Origin of the sequence: Mycobacteroides immunogenum, from assembly GCF_001605725.1 — a bacterium.
GTDB classification, from domain to species: domain Bacteria; phylum Actinomycetota; class Actinomycetes; order Mycobacteriales; family Mycobacteriaceae; genus Mycobacterium; species Mycobacterium immunogenum.
Genome location: NZ_CP011530.1, coordinates 1844145 through 1864329, shown reverse-complemented (window position 1 = coordinate 1864329; position 20185 = coordinate 1844145). Strand labels below are relative to the sequence as shown.

The 20185-nt window shown below is 66.3% G+C and carries 17 protein-coding genes; 2 read left to right on the top strand and 15 right to left on the bottom strand.

The annotated features are described in order from the left end of the window. Positions 1–131 precede the first annotated feature (131 nt). Positions 132–380 carry a hypothetical protein gene (locus ABG82_RS09195; RefSeq protein WP_043075864.1) on the top strand — a complete coding sequence of 83 codons (249 nt, stop codon included), beginning with the start codon at positions 132–134 and terminating at the stop codon, positions 378–380. Between the two features lie 5 nt (positions 381–385). On the opposite strand, the gene dnaG is transcribed toward ABG82_RS09195, so the two are convergent. Next, entirely contained in the window at positions 386–2293 is a 1908-nt protein-coding gene (gene dnaG / locus ABG82_RS09190) for a DNA primase (RefSeq protein ID WP_043075865.1), read from the bottom strand. A gap of 20 nt (positions 2294–2313) precedes the next feature. Then, positions 2314–3591: a deoxyguanosinetriphosphate triphosphohydrolase gene (locus tag ABG82_RS09185; RefSeq protein ID WP_043075866.1), complete on the bottom strand. Its 1278-nt coding sequence runs from the start codon at positions 3589–3591 to the stop codon at positions 2314–2316. Between the two features lie 59 nt (positions 3592–3650). Here ABG82_RS09185 and ABG82_RS09180 point away from each other — a divergent pair, with 59 nt between their 5' ends. After that, positions 3651–5669, top strand: coding sequence for a TPM domain-containing protein (locus ABG82_RS09180; protein ID WP_043075867.1), 2019 nt, complete (start codon positions 3651–3653; stop codon positions 5667–5669). Here the strand turns inward: ABG82_RS09180 and ABG82_RS09175 are convergent. The 13 genes from ABG82_RS09175 to ABG82_RS09115 all read right to left on the bottom strand — a co-directional run bounded on the left by ABG82_RS09175 (position 5666) and on the right by ABG82_RS09115 (position 20168). After that, the gene (locus tag ABG82_RS09175) at positions 5666–7060 is read right to left on the bottom strand and encodes an aspartate aminotransferase family protein (protein WP_043075868.1); all 1395 of its coding nucleotides are present in this window, start codon (positions 7058–7060) and stop codon (positions 5666–5668) included. The two genes, ABG82_RS09180 and ABG82_RS09175, sit on opposite strands and share 4 nt — an antisense overlap. 13 nt (positions 7061–7073) lie before the next feature. Further along, positions 7074–8492 carry a glycine--tRNA ligase gene (locus tag ABG82_RS09170; protein WP_043075869.1) on the bottom strand — a complete coding sequence of 473 codons (1419 nt, stop codon included), beginning with the start codon at positions 8490–8492 and terminating at the stop codon, positions 7074–7076. A 101-nt stretch (positions 8493–8593) separates the two neighbouring features. Then, on the bottom strand, positions 8594–9490 hold the full coding sequence (locus ABG82_RS09165; RefSeq protein WP_043075870.1) for a metal-dependent hydrolase: 897 nt from the start codon (positions 9488–9490) through the stop codon (positions 8594–8596). Between the two features lie 2 nt (positions 9491–9492). Beyond that, a complete protein-coding gene (locus tag ABG82_RS09160; RefSeq protein ID WP_043075871.1) occupies positions 9493–10692 on the bottom strand; it encodes an MlaD family protein in 1200 nt (399 codons plus the stop codon). Further along, positions 10689–11819: an MlaD family protein gene (locus ABG82_RS09155; protein ID WP_043075872.1), complete on the bottom strand. Its 1131-nt coding sequence runs from the start codon at positions 11817–11819 to the stop codon at positions 10689–10691. Before ABG82_RS09155 ends, ABG82_RS09160 begins: the two co-directional genes overlap by 4 nt. Continuing rightward, positions 11819–12910 carry an MCE family protein gene (locus tag ABG82_RS09150; RefSeq protein ID WP_043076100.1) on the bottom strand — a complete coding sequence of 364 codons (1092 nt, stop codon included), beginning with the start codon at positions 12908–12910 and terminating at the stop codon, positions 11819–11821. The genes ABG82_RS09155 and ABG82_RS09150 overlap by 1 nt, the downstream gene beginning before the upstream one ends. A gap of 14 nt (positions 12911–12924) precedes the next feature. Continuing rightward, entirely contained in the window at positions 12925–13938 is a 1014-nt protein-coding gene (locus tag ABG82_RS09145) for an MlaD family protein (protein ID WP_043075873.1), read from the bottom strand. 2 nt (positions 13939–13940) lie between these two features. Continuing rightward, complete coding sequence (locus tag ABG82_RS09140; protein WP_043075874.1) at positions 13941–15008, bottom strand: MCE family protein; 1068 nt, start codon at positions 15006–15008, stop codon at positions 13941–13943. Continuing rightward, the gene (locus ABG82_RS09135) at positions 15005–16534 is read right to left on the bottom strand and encodes an MlaD family protein (RefSeq protein ID WP_043076101.1); all 1530 of its coding nucleotides are present in this window, start codon (positions 16532–16534) and stop codon (positions 15005–15007) included. Before ABG82_RS09135 ends, ABG82_RS09140 begins: the two co-directional genes overlap by 4 nt. Continuing rightward, complete coding sequence (locus tag ABG82_RS09130; RefSeq protein ID WP_078343599.1) at positions 16515–17282, bottom strand: ABC transporter permease; 768 nt, start codon at positions 17280–17282, stop codon at positions 16515–16517. Before ABG82_RS09130 ends, ABG82_RS09135 begins: the two co-directional genes overlap by 20 nt. Positions 17283–17371: 89 nt before the next feature. Then, positions 17372–18241: an MlaE family ABC transporter permease gene (locus ABG82_RS09125; RefSeq protein WP_043075875.1), complete on the bottom strand. Its 870-nt coding sequence runs from the start codon at positions 18239–18241 to the stop codon at positions 17372–17374. After that, a complete protein-coding gene (locus tag ABG82_RS09120) occupies positions 18238–19896 on the bottom strand; it encodes a fatty acyl-AMP ligase (protein WP_234707964.1) in 1659 nt (552 codons plus the stop codon). Before ABG82_RS09120 ends, ABG82_RS09125 begins: the two co-directional genes overlap by 4 nt. Further along, positions 19893–20168: an acyl carrier protein gene (locus ABG82_RS09115; RefSeq protein ID WP_043075877.1), complete on the bottom strand. Its 276-nt coding sequence runs from the start codon at positions 20166–20168 to the stop codon at positions 19893–19895. The genes ABG82_RS09120 and ABG82_RS09115 overlap by 4 nt, the downstream gene beginning before the upstream one ends. Positions 20169–20185: the final 17 nt, after the last annotated feature.

Below are 20185 nucleotides of genomic sequence, written 5' to 3'. Positions count from 1 at the left end.
CCTTCAAGCGACAAAGGTGGCGAGCGATGCGTGCTGTCGCTCAGAGGCGGGCAGATGTGACACTCCTGACGCAGCCGTTCACAGGTGCGTCAGGCAGGATAGGGAGAACTTCGTTAGTTGGTGGAGGGTTCGTGATTCGGGTTTTGTTGGTGCTGGCAGCTGGCTACGTGCTGGGCGCGAAGGCTGGCCGCCGCCGTTACGAGCAGATCGTCAACGGGTATCAGGCCGTCACCGGCAGCCCCGCGACCAAGAAACTGATCGAGATCAGCCGACGGCGCCTGGCCAACTCGCTATCCCCCGACCCGCACATGGTCGAACTCACATCGATCGATGAGACCACTCTGATCCTGGAGCCCGAGCCGCAGCTCGACAAGAAGTAGGGCGGCTAGACGGAGAGGTCGTCGCCGCTGACCTGCTCCAGCAGGCTGCGCCGGTACGCCTCCAGCGCCACCAGATCGCCGAACAGCGCGTGGTACTCGTCGGCGTTGTCCACCGGCGACATCCGCTGCAGCTTCGATTTCACCTCGGCCACCTGCCGCCCGACCCACACCTCTTGCAGCTTGGCCAGTACCGATCCGATGTATCGCGGCAGCCGCTCCTCGCTGTCCACCTGGATGACCTCGGCGGTCAGTGCGTTGATCAGCGTCACCTGATTCTGCGACGACGCGCTCTGGCGCACCTTGTCGATCCACTCCGCACCAACGATCCCCGCGGCGGTCCCGCCGGCGGCCTCGATCGCGGTGCGCACGGCCACGTAACCCGGGTGGGTGAAGCTGTCGGTGGTCAGCGAGTCGAACACCGGACCGGCGAAGGCCGGGAACTGCAGCGCCGCCTTGAGAGCCTCACGTTGCGGCCACAGCGTTGGGTCCTTGGGATCGGGCATGCTGGCCTTCGGCGCCGCGGACTCGGCCGTCGCACGGGGACGACGGTCTGCCGATGCGGCACCACCGCCCTTTGCCGCCTTACCGGCCTCCTCGCGCACCCGCGCCAGCACCTGGGCCACGTCATCCCACCCGACCCAACCGGCGAGCTGTCGGGCGTACTCGTCGCGCAGCGTCGGGTCCTTGATCTTGGCGACCATCGGGACACATCGGCGCAGCGCGTCCACCCGGCCCTCGGCGATATCCAGATCGGACTCCGACAACGCCGACCGGATCGCGAAGGCGAAAAGCGGGATTCGGCGCGCGACCAGATCCCGCAGCGCCCCCTCCCCCGACTTCAGTCGCAGATCGCACGGGTCCATGCCGTCCGGGGCCACCGCCACAAATGACTGCCCTGCCAGATTCTGCTCGCCTTCAAAGGCTTTCAGCGCGGCAGCCTGCCCGGCGGCGTCCCCGTCGAACACGTAGATGAGCTCACCACGAAAGTACGAATCGTCCATCATCAGGCGCCGCAGCATCGACAGATGCTCCTCACCGAACGCGGTACCGCACGACGCCACGGCGGTCGTCACACCCGCCAAGTGCATGGCCATCACATCGGTGTAGCCCTCGACGACCACGGCCTGGTGCCCCTTGGCGATATCCCGCCGGGCCATGTCGAGACCGAACAACACCGAAGACTTCTTGTACAGCATGGTTTCCGGGGTGTTGACGTACTTGCCGGGCATGGTGTCGTCGTCGAAGATCTTGCGCGCCCCGAAGCCGATCACCTCACCGCTGCTGGCGCGGATCGGCCACAGCAACCGCCGATGGAACCTGTCGATCGGGCCGCGACGGCCCTCCTTCGACAGACCCGCCGCTTCGAGCTCCTTGAACTCGAAGCCCTTGCGCATCAAGTGCTTTGTCAGGGTGTCCCACCCAGAGGGCGCGTATCCGCACCCGTACTGCTTGGCCGCCGCACCGTCGAAGTTGCGTTCGGTCAGGTACTGGCGCGCCGGGGCCGCCTCGGGCGAATCCAATGCGGCGGCATAAAACTCCTGCGCGGCGGCATTGGCGGCGACGAGCCGGGCCCGGGTACCGCGGTCACGCTGCGCGGCGGTGCCACCACCCTCGTAGTTGATGGTGTAGCCAATGCGATCGGCCAACCGCTCGACGGCCTCCACGAAGGTGATGTGCTCGATCTTCTGGATGAAGGTGTACGCGTCGCCGCCCTCGCCACAACCGAAGCAGTGGAAGTGGCCGTGATTGGGCCGCACATGAAACGACGGCGACTTCTCGTCATGGAACGGGCACAGCCCCTTGAGCGAATCGGCGCCCGCCCGCTTCAGCTGGACGTAGTCGCCGACGATGTCCTCGATCCGGGTGCGCTCACGGATCGCCGCGATATCGCGATCAGGGATACGTCCGGCCATTTGGGTCAGTCTAGGCCGCCCTACCCCCAGCTGGCCTGAACACCCAGGCTATCGCGGTCCACACGCTCCAGACGGCTCTCGGTGTACGACGCGATCTGGTCAACGACCACCCGGGTGCGGGCCGCGTCGTCGGCCGCTGCCTCGAAGGCGGGCAGGAAGACCGGGTCCAGGGTGGCCGGGGCCCCCTCCGCCAGCCAGCGCGCCACCCGGTGAATGCGTTCACGCTGACGCGTCTGCACCGCGATGTGCTTCGGATCGGACATGATGAACTGCAGCGCAAGCATTTTCAGCACCGCCACCTCGGCGGCAACCACCTCGGGCACGGTCAGCTCGGCCTCGAAACGGATCAGCGGCCCATCGCCTGCCACGTCGCGGGTGGCACCGATCGCCGCCGAGGCGAACCTGCCCACCAACTCGCTGGTCAGTCGCTTGAGGCTGGTCGACGCGCTCAAGGTGCCGTCATACGGGCCGATTGCCGCGACCACCGGCAACATCGCCAACCGCGCTGCGGCCTCCTCCAGCGCACCCTGCTCCAGGCCGCCGAACGACCGCACTCCCAGCTCGGCGAGTACCTGGGCCTCCCCCGGCGAGGCCAGCACGCGCAGATCGATACGGCCGGAGATCACGCCGTCCTCGACGTCATGCACCGAATAGGCGACATCGTCGGACCAATCCATGATCTGCGCTTCCAGGCAGCGGCGACGGGGCGGCGCCCCAGCCCGCACCCAGCCCAACGCGTCGACCTCATCGTCGTAGGCGCCGAATTTTCCGCCGCCCGGCGGGCGTAACCACGGATATTTGGTCGCCGCATCCAGGGCGGCCCGGGTCAGATTCAGCCCCGCGCTGTTGCCGTCGGCATCAACGACTTTCGGTTCCAGCCGGGTCAGGATGCGCAGGTTCTGGGCATTGCCCTCGAACCCGCCGCAGTCCACCGCCACCTCATCGAGGGCGCGCTCACCGTTGTGCCCATACGGCGGATGGCCGATGTCGTGGGCCAGTCCGGCCAGATCGACAAGGTCCGGGTCGGCACCCAGCCCGGTGGCGATACCCCGGCCGATCTGGGCGACCTCCACCGAGTGCGTCAAGCGGGTGCGTGGCGTGTCACCCTCACGCGGACCCACCACCTGCGTCTTGTCGGCCAGCCGCCGAAACGCGGCACTGTGCAAGACGCGCGCCCGGTCCCGCGCGAAGTCGGTCCGGTACTCCGAAGCGGGAATGTCGACGACGGCCGCGGTCTTGGGTGACTCGGTGACGACGCGTTCGCGGTCGGAATCGGTGTAAGCATCCTTTTTACGCATCGTAGGCACAGTCTGCCAGGACGGTTCGAAGCATCTTGCGAGGCACTAGATTGGCGACCATGCGTCTGCTGCGTGCCCTCGCGGGCCTGCTGGGAGTCCTCATCGCGGTCCTCGCCCCGACACTGCTGCTGGCGCCGGCCGCCAGCGCCGACCCGCCCTTCCGGATACCGGGCTATGTCACCGATCGGGCCGGGGCGCTGAAGAACCCGGCCAAGGTACGCGCCGCGATCGACCAGCTCTATGACCAACAGCACGTGCGGCTGTGGGTGGTGTACGTCAAGGACTTCAACGGTGCCGACCCGACTGCATGGGCAGACAAGACCATCAAGGCGAGCAACCTGGGCGACCGTGACGCCCTACTGGCCGTGGCGACTGAGGAGCGCAGCTACGCCTTCCAGGTGGCCTCGGGCATCAAGAAGGTCAGTGACTCCGAGATCGAGGATCTGCGGACCAACACCATCGAGCCCGCGCTCCGCAGATCCGACTGGGACGGCGCCGCCATCAACACCGCCACCGGCCTGGAATCGGCCGCCTCCTCAGCGGCGTCCATTCCGTGGAAGCCGGTGCTGGGTGCGCTGGCCTTCGGCGCCGTGGTGGTCGGCGGTTTCACGCTGTTCTCCTGGACCCGCACCCGGACCCGTCGTCGCGCGGAGATCGAAGCCGCCAAGGGCATCGACCCTTCCGATACCGAGGCGCTCGCGAATCAGCCGGTCTACGCACTCGACGACCTGTCGAAATCCATTGTGGTGAACGTCGACAACGCGGTACGCACCAGCGAGGCCGAGCTCGCACTGGCCGTCGAGGAGTTCGGCGCCGAATCCACTGCCCCCTTCCAGCAAGCCGTGGATTCGGCAAAAAAGGTACTGGCTCAGGCGTTCTCGGTGCGCAAACAGCTCGACGACGCGACCCCGGAAACGCCGCTGGAACAGCGTCGCCTGCTGATCGACGTCATCACGACGGCCGCACGCGCCGACCGCACCCTGGAGGATCAGTCCAGCGCCTTCGACGCGCTGCGCAACCTGGTGATCAACGCACCCACCAAGCTGGACAATCTGACTCAGCAGGTAGTGGCCGTCACCGCCCGGGTGCCGGAGTCCCAGCGCATTCTCGACCAGCTGCGCACCGAATTCGATGCCGGCGCGCTGGCATCCATCGCCGACAACATCACCGAGGCCACCGAGCGGGTCAGCTTCGCCGACAGCCGCATAACGCACGGGCGTGAGCTGGCCTCCCGCGCGGTAGAGGGACAGCAGATGAGCCTCGTCGACGCCATTCGCGGCGCCGAATCGGCACTGACACAGGCCAACGCGCTGCTGGATGCGATCGACAACGCCGCCAACAACATCCGCCACGCCACCGACTCGCTGGCCGCGTCCATCGCCGACACCAAATCCGACATCGCCCAGGCCGAGGCACTCCAGCAGCAGGGCGCGCTGCCATCATCGGACGAGTTGACCAAGGCCCACGACGCCGCCGCGGCGGCCGTCGCGGACGCCGAGCGCCTCGGCACCACCGACCCGTTGACCGCGTTCACCCGCCTCGCCGCGGCCGACGCGCAGCTGGACAAGCTGCTGGCGGCCGTGCAGGAGGAACAGGCCGCCGCGCAGCGGCGGGCCCGCGTGCTCGATCAGGCGATCGTCACCGCACGCCAACGGGTGATCTCGGTCAACCAGTACATCGGCCTGCACCGCGGCGCCGTGGGCGCCCGGACGCGCTGGAACCTCGACGAGGCGCAACGCAAGCTGACCACGGCAGAGCAGAGCCGGGCATCCAATCCGTCCGATGCCATCCTGCTGGCCAACGCCGCCGCCGAACTGGCCGCCCAAGCCGAATACTCAGCGCAGCAAGAGGTACAGGGCGCCCAGCGCTACTACAGCAATGGATACGGCGGCGGATACAGCGTCGCGGGCGACGTGGCCGGCAATGTCGCCGGTGCGGTGATCGGCGGAATCCTGCGCGGCATGATCAGCGGTGGCTCGGGCCACCACAGTTCCTGGTCCGGATCCGGATCATCGTCCTACGGCGGGTCCTCCCGATCCTCCGGATCGAGCTTCCGCGGCGGCGGGGGCCGCTTCTAGTCCGTATACCCGTCGGCGACGTTCAGCGCCTCGTCGATGATCGCGAGCCCGCGCCGCAGCTCCTCCTCGCTGATGATCAGCGGAGGCGCCACGTGCGTGCGGTTGAAGTGCGTGAACGGCCACAAGCCGGCCTTCTTGCACGCCGCCGCGTAGGCGTTCATCGGCGCCGCCGCCTCACCACTGGCGTTGAACGGCACCAGCGGCTCGCGAGTTTCCTTGTTGCGCACCAGTTCCACGGCCCAGAACAGGCCCCTGCCGCGGATCTCACCGACGCTCGGGTGCGCCTGCACCCAGCGCTCCAGCTCGGGACGCACCACACGCTCACCCAGGTCGCGCACCCGCTCCAGGATCTTGTCGTCCTCGAAGACCTTGATGGTCTCGACGCCGACCGCACAAGCCAACGGGTGGCCGGAGTAGGTCAGCCCACCCGGGTACGGCCGGTGGTCGAAGCTGGTGGCGATCGCGTCGGAGATCACCACACCGCCCAGCGGAACGTAACCGGAGTTGATGCCCTTGGCGAAGGTGATGAGGTCCGGGGTGACGTCAAAGGCGTTGATGGCGAACCATTCACCGAATCGCCCGAACCCGACCATCACCTCGTCGGCGATGAACACCAGTCCGTACCGATCGCAGATCTCCCGCACGCCGACCAGGTAGCCCGGCGGCGGCACCAGCACACCGTTGGTGCCGACCACCGATTCCAGGATGATCGCGGCGATGGTGGGCGGACCCTCCAGGTTGATGACCTGCTCGAGATGCTCCAGCGCCCTTTGGGTTTCCTCTTCGGGCGAGGTGGCGTGGAAGACCGAACGGTAGGCGTACGGACCGAAGAAGTGCACCACCGAGTTGTCGCCCGGGTCATTGGCCCAGCGGCGCGGCTCACCCGTCAGCGACATGGAGGTGGTGGTGCCACCGTGGTAGCTGCGGTATGCGGCAAGCACCTTGCGACGCCCGGTGTGATGGCGCGCCATGCGCACCGCGTGCTCCACTGCTTCGGTGCCGCCGTTGGTGAAGAACACCTTGTTCAGGGTTCCCGGCGCGCGCTCGGCGACCAGGCGGGCGAGCTCGCCACGCACATCGTTGGCGAAGGCAGGCGCGATGGTGGCCAGACGGCCGGCCTGACGCTGAATCGCCTCGACCAGACGCGGATGCTGGTGTCCCAGATTGAGATTCACCAGCTGCGAGGCGAAGTCGAGGTATTCCTTGCCGGTGTAATCCCAGAACGTCGCGCCCGAGCCGCCGGCGATCGGCAGCGGGTCGATCATCGCCTGCGCGGACCATGAGTGGAAAACGTGCCCACGGTCGTCGGCGCGAACCTGCGCCTCGGCCGCGGGGGCCTCGATCGGCGCACTGGCAGGATCGATTCCGATGTGATTCTGGACGTCAGTCATTTCTGCTCCTTGGCTAGCAGCCCTTGAGTGTCTTGGCGAGATGATCGGCCACGCCGCCGATCGGAATGCGCTGTTGGGTCATCTCGTCGCGGTCGCGGACGGTAACCGAATCGTCTTCCAGCGAGTCGAAATCGACTGTGACGCAGAACGGGGTGCCGATCTCGTCCTGTCGACGATACCGCCGGCCGATGGCACCGGCGTCATCGAAGTCCACGTTCCAGTACTGGCGCAGCTCGGCGGCCAGCGCCTTGGCGCGCGGGCTCAGATCGGCGTTGCGCGACAGCGGCAGCACCGCGACCTTGACCGGCGCCAGGCGCGGGTCGAGCCGCAGCACGGTGCGGGTGTCCACACCGCCCTTGGCGTTCGGCGCCTCGTCCTCGTGATAGGCGTCAACCAGGAAGGCCATGAACGAACGAGTGAGACCGGCCGCGGGCTCGATCACGTACGGCGTGTACCGGCGGTCCTCAGCCTGGTCGTAGTACGACAGGTCCTCACCGGAATGCTTTGCATGCGTCGACAAGTCGAAGTCGGTGCGGTTGGCGATGCCCTCCAGCTCACCCCACGGGTTACCGCTGAAACCGAACTTGTACTCGATGTCGACGGTGCCGTCGGAGTAGTGCGACAGCTTCTCCTTGGGGTGGTCGTACAGTCGCAGGTTCTCTGGGTCGATGCCCAGATCGATGTACCACTGCAGCCGGGTGTCGATCCAATACTTGTGCCACTCGGGCGCTGTCGACGGCTCGACGAAGAACTCCATCTCCATCTGCTCGAACTCGCGCGTGCGGAAGATGAAGTTGCCCGGGGTGATCTCGTTGCGGAAGCTCTTGCCGATCTGGCCGATGCCGAACGGCGGCTTCTGCCGCGACGTCGTGACGACGTTCTTGAAGTTGATGAAGATGCCCTGCGCCGTCTCGGGGCGCAGGTAGTGCAGACCCTCTTCGGTCTCGATGGGACCCAGGTAGGTCTTGAGCATCATGTTGAAGTCACGGGGCTCGGTCCACTGACCCTTGTTGCCGCAGTCCGGGCACACGATCTCGGTCATCGCGACCGACTCGGGATCCGTGAGGCCTTCTTTCGCGCCCTTTTTTTCCAGGTACGCCTCCTGCAGGTGGTCCTGCCGGTGACGCTTGTGACAGTTCAGACACTCCACCAGCGGATCGTTGAACACCTCGACGTGTCCGGAAGCCACCCAGACCTGGCGCGGCAGGATCACCGAGGAGTCCAGGCCCACGACGTCGTCGCGGCTGGTGACGACGGAGCGCCACCACTGCTTCTTGATGTTGTCCTTGAGCTCCACGCCGAGCGGTCCGTAATCCCACGCCGACTTGGTACCGCCGTAGATCTCACCGCACGGGTACACAAGTCCCCGGCGTTTGGCGAGGTTGACGACGGCCTCGATCTTCTTACCAGCGGCGTTCGGCTTGGCGGCCACGATTCGCTCAGGCTCCTCTTGAGGTCCACAAGACAGCTTTATTGACCTGGACAGCCTAAGGGCCGGACAAAACGCTTTCTACCTCGGTGGCCTGGCAGCAACTACTTCAGATGGTCCAGCAGGATCCCCTCGGGACCGAAGTACTCGTCGCGCCACGCTTCGAGCAAAGGGCCATGGTCGATGTCGTCGGGATGGAAACCGGGCCGCAGATAGCAGCGGATCTTGGCCCCGAGCCCCGCGAACAGCGGTGTGTGCGGCAAGGTCGCCAGGCTGCGCAGAGTCCGTCCGGGGTGGCGCCAGGCCCATGGGTCGGTAGCAATCGACGCCAGCAAGATCACCGTCCGGCTCAGGAAGAGTCCCAGCGTCAGCACCATCGCCGCGATACGCATCGGCTCGCTGCCCCCGACGTACCGATACACGTCGAAGGCCACCGACTTGTGTTCCATCTCCTCGATGGCGTGCCAATTCAGCATGGCGCGCACCTCGGGGTCGGTCAGCTGGCGCTGTATCCAGGGCACGCTGAGCACCTGCTCTCCCAGGATGGCGGTGAGATGCTCCACACCGGCGGTGACGGCAAGCGCTGACCGGGCGACGGTATCGGGCAGCCGGTCCCTGTTCTGTTTCATGCGTTTGACCAGCCGGGTGCCCACCCGGTCCATCAGCCCGGTGGCCCAGTAGCCGCGCCGCACCAGTTGTGCGTTCAGTTCGCGGTGCTGGATCCCGTGGGTCATCTCCTGTCCGATGAACCCGGCGACCTGCCGCTTGAGGACGGGATCGGCGATCTGCCGGTCGTAGCGCCGCACCGACTGGATGAAGAATTCCTCGCCCGACGGGAAGAAGCCAGACAGCAGTGCCACCAGATGGCTCATGGCGATGTCACCGGCCACGAAATGCCGGCGCGAGGGCGCCGACTGGTCGAACGTGAACGCGATCCGGCGGGTGTGCACCGCGCGCCCGGCGGCCGATGACGGTCGCGGATGTGAATTGTTCGCCGGCATCACTACCTCGGTGGCTCGATGGGCAGCGCCGGTCCACCGTAGGGCGTCGGGATGGTGTAGCGGCCGGGCGGCGTCGGGTCAGACCTGGCACCCAGGTCGGCACCCGGCGGTGGTCCGGCCGTGTCGTCACCTGCCGGGCGCGGTGCGTTCTTGGCCCCCCGAACCAGGACGGCGGGATCGTCGTCGCGGCAGTAGGTGTACAGGAACGGCTCCGGATAGTCGGCCGCCGAGGGCGGATGCCGTGGGGTGCCGTAATCGCAGGCGTACCGCGGATACAGATCGGCGGTCACCCACAGTCCATGCTCGTGCATGGTGCTGATGAAGGCCTCCAACGCGGAGCCCCGGTAGTTCGGGAACAGCGCGTTCAGCGCGGGCACTCGCACATAGGAGAGCCGGGCGTTGACGGCCAGGTTGGACAAGAGCTGCACCATGGTGTCGGAGTTGTCATCGAACAGCTTGTCCGTGGCCGCCAGCACCCGCGGCGACTGGTCGATGAGTTTCCGGTAGCCCCCGTCCATCGCGTTGATACCGGTGAGGGTGCTGCGCAGGTTGCGTGTGGTGGCGGCGATACCGCCGTTGACGTCCACCGCCGCCGACAGCACCGTCCGGCTGTTCTTGATGGCGCTGACCGTCTCGGGTAGCACCGAATCCAGGGTGGCCAGTAAGAACACGCCGCCGTCGACGATGTCCGTGAGCTTGCGTGGCCCCTCGGCGCTCAGGCGCAGCTCCTTCTTGATGCGTTCAATCTTGATCGGATCTACTTGCGCCAGAACGCCGTCGGCATGTGACAGCAGCTGTGCCGGGGTAACCGGGATGGCGGTGCGGTCTCGGGTGATCACGTCCCCCGCGGCCAGGAACGGCCCCGCATCCGATCCCGCGGAAAAGTCCAGGTATTGCTCACCGGCCGGTGACAGTCCGGTCACCCGCGCCACGGCGGAGGCGGGCACACGGACACCGTCGTCGACGTTCACGGTGGCGTTCACGCCGTCGCCGGTAAAGGTCAGCGAGCCGACAGAACCGATACGCACCCCGTGCAGCGTCACATCCTGGTTGGGCAGCAAGCCGCCGGATTCGGCCAGCTGGATGGTCACCGGATAACTCGAGACCAGGGGCCGCACGTGCAGCACACCCACCAGCAGATAGGTGACTGAAACCATCAGCAGGAGAACGAGAGACAGGCCGCTGACCCAGGCGCGGCTCATCGGGCGGGGCCTTCCACACCGAAGCCCTGCGCCTCGGGTCCCTGCCCGACGACGCGTTCTTGTAGCCGCCACAGCGAGTACTTGATGGTCCCGACGAACTTGGCCCAGTCGTACCGCTTGGGGCCGTGGAAGCCCGGGTCTCCCCCGAATCCGGCGTCGGGGATCGCACCCAGCACCAGCCGGTCGATACCGGCGCGGCCGGAAATAGCCGATCCCGCAGTGATTTTGATGAACGGCGCGTACAGCCGATTCAGCGAGAGCAGGCTGGTCTCCGGGTCCAGCACCACATCGTTCCAGGACCGGGAGATGGCGTTGGCATCGGCGACCACGCTGCGCCCGCTGGTGTCGGTCCCCGCGATGGACGGGAACTTTCCCAGCTCACGCGCGGTATCACCCAACAGCAGAACCAGATCCGAGATCTGGCCGGCATTCTCCTGCAAGGCCTGCGTCGCCGGCGCCGCCGCGTGCAGCACCTGCCCCAGCTCCTGGCTCTTCCCGTCCAGCGCCTGGGCCAGCTGCGCCGTCTCGGTCATCGCGGTATCCAGCTGTCCCGAGCGCGCGTTGAGCTTGCCCAACAGTTCGTTGGACTTTCCGATCATGCGCCCGAACGCCTGCCCGTCCGGTCCCGCCGCCCGGCCGGCCCCGTTGACGACGTTGGTGAGGTTGTGCACGGCACCGCCGTTCACCAAGATTGCCGCCGAGCTGAGCACCGACTCCACCGTTGCCGCGGCACCGGTCCGGTCGATGGGAATGGTGTCGCCGTCGGCCAGCGTTCCAGCGGCGGGCTGCCCCGGGGGCTCGATGGCCACAAACACATCGCCAAGCGGTGTGGCCGTGCGCAATTGGGCGGTGCTACCCGCGGGCAACACGACATCGTGCCGAATGCGCAGGGTGGTCACCGCGTGGAAGTCCCGGGCCGCCATGGACTCCACCTCGCCGATATCGGCACCGGCGAGCTTTACCTTGGCGCGTTCGGGCAGATTGAGCGCGTTCGCGAACACCGCGGTCAGCCGGTATCCCCCGCCGCCGAGCCCCGGCGCGGGCAACGGCAGGTCGGCCAGCCCGCTGGTAGAGCACCCCGCGCACAGCAGCATCACCACCAGGAACCCCGACAACCTGCGGCCCATCATTTCTGGCCCATCGCCGCGAGACCGTCGAGCATGTAGGTCAGCCCGAAATCGGGGCCGTAATCCTGCAGTGTCCCTGTGCTGCAGCCGAGTTGACGCAGCCCCATCAGATTGCAGATCTCCTTGGCCATCTGGCCGTCGAAGACCATGCGGTCGGCCAGGAAGTGCGCGCGGATCGCACCGTTGCGCTGATCAATGGCGTTGTACAGGTTGTCGGCCATCAGCGGCAACACATCGAAGAACTCGGCGACCTCCCGCTGACGGTCGTATACCGTCTGAATACTTTTGTTGCCGTTGGCAATACCACGCCGGATGGCATCCCGGTTGGCCTGCAGAATGTTCCCGGTCTGCTCGATCACCTCGTTGAACTGCTTCCCGGTGCTGCCCGAACCGAAATTCTCACCAGCCAGAATGTCACTGAGTTGACGCACGGTAGAGCCGAATTGGCGCAGACTCGCATCGTTGCGGGCTGCCGCATCCAGCAGTCCGCTGACGTTTTTGACGATGGTCGTCATCTGTTCACGGGTATGTGCCCCGCCGTCAGTGCCGAGTCGCAATGCCCGGGACAGCTCGTCCAGCGCCGTCTTGATGCGATCACCGTTGCCTGCGGCCACACCGTCACCGGCGTTGAGCACCGCGGCGATGGGGCCGCCGCCCGCGCCGTCGCCGTGCAGGGAGCCCGAGAGTTTGTCGAGCATGCCCAGCACCCGGTCGAACTCGACGGGTGTGCGGGTCCGGTTCAGGCCGATGGTGTCGCCGTCGCCCATTGCCGGCCCGCCGCGATACGGCGGCGTCAGCTCGATCTGACGGTCGGTGAGAATCGAGGTCGAGAGCGTCACGGCCTGCGCGTCTGCCGGGACCCGCACCTGACTGTCCACCGTGAACTCCACCTCGGCGTAGCCGCCCCGGGCCGTGATCTTGGAGATCTGGCCCACCGGCATGCCCAGCACCGCCACCACGTTGCCGGGATATAACCCTGCGGCACTGTCGAATTGGGCCGTAATGGTGATGGTTCCGCCGCCCCTGGTGACGGACCACGCCGCACCCGCCGTCGTCGCGGCGAGGGCAAGCCCCAGACAGATCAGGAGCATCTTGCGCATCGTGGTCACTGGCAGTCCTTGAAGTACTCGATCATTCCGAATTGCTTGGCGCGGCCGCTGATCGCACACATCCACGAGTCGATGAGCGCGCCGCCGCCGGGGTTGCCCTCGATCGAGTTGCCGAACCCGGTGGCATTGGCGATCTCGCGAATGGGCACCGGCGCTATCTGCAACAGGTTGCGCAACAACGCATCCTGATCAGCAAGCTTGCCGCTGAGCTCTTCCAGGGTATGGATGACACCGTCGAGAGCGCGGTGATCACCGACCACGATGGTGCGCAGCGACGCCACGATGCCCTGCAGCGAGCGCATCATCGCGTGGAAGGCGGCCGAACGGGCCACGAACTCACCCACCAGCTCTTGTCCCTGCTGGATGAACGTGCCGATATCGGACTGTTGGCGGCGCAGCATGCTGGTCACGTTCTCGGTGCTGGTCAGCAGGGTGCCCAACTGGTCGCGGCGTTGCGCGATCACCGAGGACAGGGCCCGCACGTTCTCCATGGCCTGCGGCACCACGTTTGGCAGGCCGTCCAGCTGGGTGCCCAGCACGTTGAGCGACGAGGCGATGCGGTCGGCGTCCACCTGCTCGAAGGTCCGGGTGGAGTCGGCGAGTGCGGCCTGCAGGTCATAGGGAACCTGGGTGTGCTGCAGGATGATCCGCCGGTCCGCCAACGGGGCGGTACCCGCCGGGCGCAGGTCCAGATACCGGGAGCCGAACAGCGTGGTGATTTTGATGGCGGCACGTGAGTCGGCCCCGACCGGCATGTTGTCGCGCACCCGGAAGGTCACCGACACCCGGTCACCCGTCAACCGCACCCCGGTGACCGAACCCACCTGCACGCCCGCGACAGTGACGATGTTCCCCGGCCGCAGGGCGGCCGCCTGCAGGAACTCGGCGGTGAATCGCCGGTACCCGATTCCCAGTTCCTTCACCAGCAGTAGTCCGCCGATCAGCGCGGCGATGACGGCAACGGCGATCACACCGAGCCAGGTCTTGTTGTAGGAATCCAGCGGTCTCATCGTCAGCCACCATCACCGGCGTTGCGGCACCGTGCGGTGTGTTTGGCCTTGTTGCCCGGAGTGGCCGCGTCCACGATGATCGGCACAACCTCGTTGAGCCCCGGGAAGAATCCGTAGGGGTTCACATCGCAGGCATAGGCGTTCATGTAGGCGCCCTCCCCGAACATGCGGGCCAGCCCCTTGAGAAACAATGGTGTGTTGAGCCCCGTGTAGGCGATCTGCGGTTCGATGTCCAGCATGTGCCGGGTGTAACCGGGCTCCCGCGTGAGTAGTTCGTGTACGGAGGGGTCCACATCCCGAGCGATCCGAGACAGGTTTTTGACCACCTCGGTCATCTTCCCCACTGAGGACACCAGTTCCGGGCGCCGGCTGTCGAACTGGCCGACCACCTGACGCGTCGCCGCGATGGCGTCCTCGAAGTCGTGGTTTTGTGCCGCGAGGCTGCCCACCACGTTGTCCAGACTCGCGATCACATGATCCAGCGCGTCGTCGCGCCCGGTGAATGTCTTTGTCAGTGTTGATGTCTGGTCCACCAGGGTGGCGAAGGCCGCGGTATCCCCCTGCAATGACCCGACGACGGCCTGCGTGAGGTTGTTCACCTGAGCCGGGTCCAGTACCGCGAAGAGCGGTTCGTATCCGTTGAGCAGGGTGCCGATATCGAAGGAGGGTTCGGTGCGCTCGACAGGGATGATGCCGCCCGGCGCCAGCAGCCCAGCCGGGCCCGACCGTGATTGCGCCAACGCGAGATAGCGCTGGCCCACGATGTTCTGGTAGGTCACCGAGGCGGTGGTGCTGGCGGGCAGTCGCTGCCCCTCCTGGATGGCGAAACTCACCTTGGCGGTGGTTCCGATGAGCTCGATGTGCTGGACCCTGCCGACACGCACCCCCGCGATCCGCACATCGTCGCCCTCACGCAGGCCGAAGACATCGCTGAACATCGCCGCGTAGGATGCCGTGTCGCCCTTGACCTCCCGGCGCAGCGTGACATAGACGAGCCAGGTCAGCACCGTGGCGACCACCAGGAAGACAGCCAGCCCGATCAGCGGGCCGCGTATTGCCGTACCTCTCACCGGGTCGCTCCTTGCCCGCTCGGGTTCTCGGTTCTGGTGACGACGGCGCCCCGGGCAAGGGGCCCGAGCACAAGCTGGTCGGCCGAGGTAGCCGGCTGTCCCAGGATCCGGCCCAGCTGGCCGCGTTCCTGCGCACTACCCACCGGGCCCACATTGCCACCGAAAGAAGCTGGGGCTGTTGCTGTTTCGCCGGGGTCGGCACTGCCCGGTACCGGCGGGGCCGGACTGAGCCAGGACGGCACCGGCGGGTTCGGGTCACGCAGGTCCGGATTCGGATTCACCAACGGCGGCCCCACCGCGAAGAGATTGCCGTTGTCACCCAACACCGTTCCCGGTGGCGGCGCCAAGTTGGCCGGCGGCTGGTAATTCTGCGGCAGCAGTACCTCGGGCAGGTCCGGGCGCACCGCGATCTGCGGAGCGGTGAAGCAGCTGGGCCCCTTGAGTTCCCCGTAACGCGGGCAGTCGGCGCGGGTGTAGGTGTACGAGGGGGTGAAGGACAGGTTGACCCGGCCCTTGGCCGTGGCCAGCTCCGGATCCCAGACCTCCTGAAAGAAGGTGTCCGAGAATCGGGTGATGCGCCGGGTGATCGGCACGAAATGCTGCGCGTTGTCGGCCAGTACACCGAGCACAGGGGTCAGATCGGTGGTGATCTGGATGATCTGATCGGTGTGGTTGTGCAACGACTGCACCATGGTGCCGGTGGTGTGCACACCGGCACCGATGAAGGTGCGCAACTGGTCCCGTTTCTCGGCGAGGGTCTGCATGGGCCGCACCGCCTGGTGCAGAGCGTCCACCAGATCCGGGGCGGTCTGCGACAGCCCGTGTGCGGCCTGCACCAGCGCCGAGACCGTCGAGGGTCCCTGGTCGGTCGCGACGATCGCGTTGAGCTGATCCAGCAGGCGATCGAGTTGGGCAGCGCTGGTGAGCAGTTCGACGCGGCGATGATCGGTGGCAGCCCCAACGGCCGCCAGTATCCCCACGGTGTTGTCCTCGGGGCCGCGGCCCGCCGCGGTGAGGATCTGGCGGAGCTTGTTGACGGTGGTCTGGAACAACACGGTGGGCAGCCGCGCGTCTTCGGCGATGTGTCCGCCCTCGCGAATCGGCGCACCCGATCCGTGATCGACAAGCTGCAGCGCCGAGACGGCGAACACATTGCTGGGTACCACGCGTGCGGTGACCGTGGCGGGAATCGATGCGGCGTAGCCGGGTTTCAACCGCACGTGCACCCGGTTGGGCTGCCCGCCCACCGACGGGGTGACGCCGTCCACGCTACCGACGAGCACGCCCCGGTATTTGACGTCCGAGCGCGGGGGCAGGCCATCACCGACGTTACGAAGTTCGGCGACGACGTTCACATACCGGTCCAGCACCCCGGTCGACTTGATCAACAGGGCCGCGGTGATGGCGCCGACCAGAGCCAGCGCGGCGCCCCCGCGCAGCAGCAGCTGGCGGCGCGAAAAGACAGCGCCATCCAGATCATGATGACTATCAGGGCGATTCAGCACATCAACCCCCGAACCTGGCACCGGAGTCGACACTCCACAGCGCCATGGTCAGCAGCATGTTGACGATGATCACCGCGGTGATGCTGGCGCGCATGGCGTGCCCGGCGGCAATGCCGACCCCTTCCGGTCCCCCGTCGGCACAGAAGCCGTAGTAGCACTGCACCGCGGAAGCGATCCACACGAAGACGATGGCCTTGCCCACCGAGTAGGCGATATCGGTGCCACTGGACAACAGGGTGAAGTAATGCAGATACGGTCCCATCGAGCCGCCGCTGACAATGCCAACCATGACCTGGCAGGACAGATAACTAATGGTCAGGCACGCCACATACAGCGGGATGATGGCCACCACGGAGGCCAGCAGGCGCGTGGTCACCAAATAGGGAATGGGCCTGATCGCAAGGGAATCCATGGCGTCGATCTCCTCGGCCATGCGCATCGAACCCAATTGGGTGGTGAAGCGGCACCCCGCCTGTACCGCGAACGCCAGCGCGGCCATGATCGGGGCGAGCTCGCGCGTGGTCACCAACGAGGAGATGACTCCGGTGGCCGGACCGAGCCCCATCAGCTCCAGAAAGTTGTAGCCCTCGATGGCCACCAGGGCGCCGGTGGTGACACCGAGCACCAAGACCACCCCGGCCGTACCGCCGCCAACCACGATGGAGCCGTTCCCCCAGGTGATGTCGGACAGCAACCGCAGAAACTCGCGGCGATAACGCCGCAATGCGATAGGAATCGCCAGGAAGGCATGTACGAAGAAGGTGACCATGTGGCCGAAACGGGCCAGTGGCCTGGCCGTCACTTCGGTGGTGAACACCCTGGAGCGCAACGGCTCCGGGCGAGTCTGCACTATCGCGGTCACAGCACCGCCCGGGGAAAGAGCATCGTGTAGACCTGGCTGACCACCACGTTGACGATCATCAGCAGCAGCACCGACTCGACCACGGCCGCGTTGACCGAATTGGCCACCCCCGTGGGCCCGCCATGGGAGGCCAGACCCTTCTGGCAGGAGATCACCGCCACAATCGCCCCGTACACCGCGGCCTTCAGCAGAGCCAGCAGTAGATCCGCCGGAGTCGCGAACGACGCGAAGGTGGCCACGAAACTACCTGGGGCGCCGCCCTGTACGAAAACATTGAACAGGTAACTGGCCAGGAATCCGACAAAGCAGACCACGCCGGTCAGGGCGATACCGATGATGATCGCCGCCGCGAAACGCGGCACCACCAGGCGCCGCACCACCGACACTCCCATGACCTCCATCGCGGCGGTCTCCTCCCGCATGGTTCTACAGCCGAGGTCGGCCGTCATCGCCGAGCCCACCGCCGAGGCCAGCAGCATCGCCGCCACCAGCGAGGCGGCCTGTCGCACCACCGCCAGGCCGCTGGCCGCCCCCGCCAACGAGGTGGCACCGACTTGTCCTGCCAGCAGCGCGAATTGAATGGACAGTGTGACTCCGATGGGCAACGCCACCAGCACCGTCGGCATCACGGCGGTACCCGCCATGAACGCGGCCTGCCGCACGAACTCCGTCCACTGGAAGCGGCCCATCACCAGGTCGGCCGCGAAGTACCGCAAGGTGTGCACACCGAGGACGAACTGCGCACCCACGGTGGTGAGCGCGGCGATCGGATGCTGCCGCAGATATCCCGCGCCGCGGTCACTCAGTGCGCGAAGCCCTTGGGGCATTTGGCTGCCGACACGGACTAATTGATCCCGTGTCGTCATCGGACCGGTTCACACCTCGCCAACCGTTCCGAGGTGGCCCTGCGACGCAGCTTCCCCGACGACGTCTTGGGGATCCACCCGGCGGGAACCACATGCACATCGCGCGGACTCACGCCGAGGGCGCGGTAGACGCGGTCGGCTACCTCTGCCCGGATGCGTTCGCTTTCGGCGGTATTCGCGTGCAACGCCGACTCGGCCACCATCGCGAATCCCTCACCGGCCGCCGCCGTGTGCAGGCGGACCGCCGCCACCCCGCCGGAACGCACTCCCGACACCCCAGCCACCGAGCGCTCGATGTCCTCGGGGTGCACGTTGCGCCCGGAGATGATCAGGATGTCCTTCTTCCGGCCACAAATCACCGGATGCCCGTCCTGCGTCAGATAACCGAGGTCTCCGGTGGACAACCAGCCCTGGGCATCACACATCGGTTCGAATCCGGAGGCCGTGCGGTACCCGGCGGTGACGTTGTCTCCGCGGATCTCAATCTCCCCGATCGATTCCATGGGCAGCACCACGCGGTCCTCGGTGACCACCCGTACCTCGCATCCCGGCAGCGGCTGCCCCAGCGAAACACGGGCACTGGCCTGTGTCCCCTCCGCCGCGGCGAGATCGGGATGCGGTGGGCACACCCGATACCCCTCGCCGCGCCGCACGAACGAAACCGCCAGTGTCGCTTCTGCCATACCGTAGGCGGGCACGATGGCGTCCGCCCGCATACCGAAGCGGGCGCCCTCGGCAACGAACCGTTCCAGTGTCGCGACATCGATGGCCTCTGCACCGCTGAGCGCGAACTGCAAGGAGGACAAGTCATACACGCCCTCGGGTGCCTTGCGCAACCGACGGGCCAGCAGCGAGTAGGCGAAGTTGGGGCCCGCCGTCATGCTGCCGCGGTACGTGCTGATGAGTTGGGCCCACAACAGCGGATCACCGAGGAAATCCATGGGCGTCACGCTGACGGTGTTCATTGCCCGGCACATGGGGACAATGAGAAATCCCATCATGCCCATGTCGTGGAACAGCGGCAGCCAACTGATCACCACATCTGTTTCGGGATCCGCACCGGAGGCGCTCACCATGGCCCGCAGATTGGCTTCGATATTGCGGTAACTGATGCTCACGGCCTTCGGAGTGCCGGTGGAACCGGAGGTCAACTGCAGGAACGCGATAGCGTCCTGGTCGGTCTGCACGATCTCGCCCGACGGTCCGCCGAGCAGCGCAGGTATCTCCAGGACCCGGGCGCCGACCGTCCCGAACTGTCCGGCCGCTGCCAGGAACGGATCACCCACCACGACAGTCGAGGAGCCGACGGCGGCCAACGCCCGGCCGGTGTCCTCGACCCACAGCCGCATATCGGATCGATGAGTGGGCTGATGCAGCATGGTCACCGATGCGCCGGAGAACCAGATGCCCTGTACCAGCGGCGCGATTTCACCTGGTGCACCGGCTAATACGGCGACAGCATCGCCGGGCCGCACGCCTGCCGCCTGCAGGGCACCCGCGACGCGCAGCCCCGCCTGATGCACTTGCGACCAGGGCACGGTACGTAGCTCCTTGAGCCGCGACGTGCCGTCGGGGCCGATCGGTGCCGAGGTGAGACCGCGATGGGTGATGGCGGAGCCGGCCTGCAACCGGTCGATGACCGGGTTCGTCGTCACAGTCGGCTCTCCACCAGGTCGATCAGCGCACCGAGTGTCTTGCATTCGAAGACGTCGTCCTTGGTCAACTGGATACCGAAGCGGCCCTTGATTTCCGAGACACCCAGGGCGAACGACAATGAGTCGAATCCGAGATCACCTACCAGCTCGGAGAAGTCGTGGACATCCGTGGTGGGCAGTTCCAGCTCCTCGGCGATGAATTCGATGAGGAACTCACGGACCTCTGATGAGTCGCTTACGCGAAGAACATCGGGTTGTGACGGGGTTTCCATATTTTTCTCTATGCCTT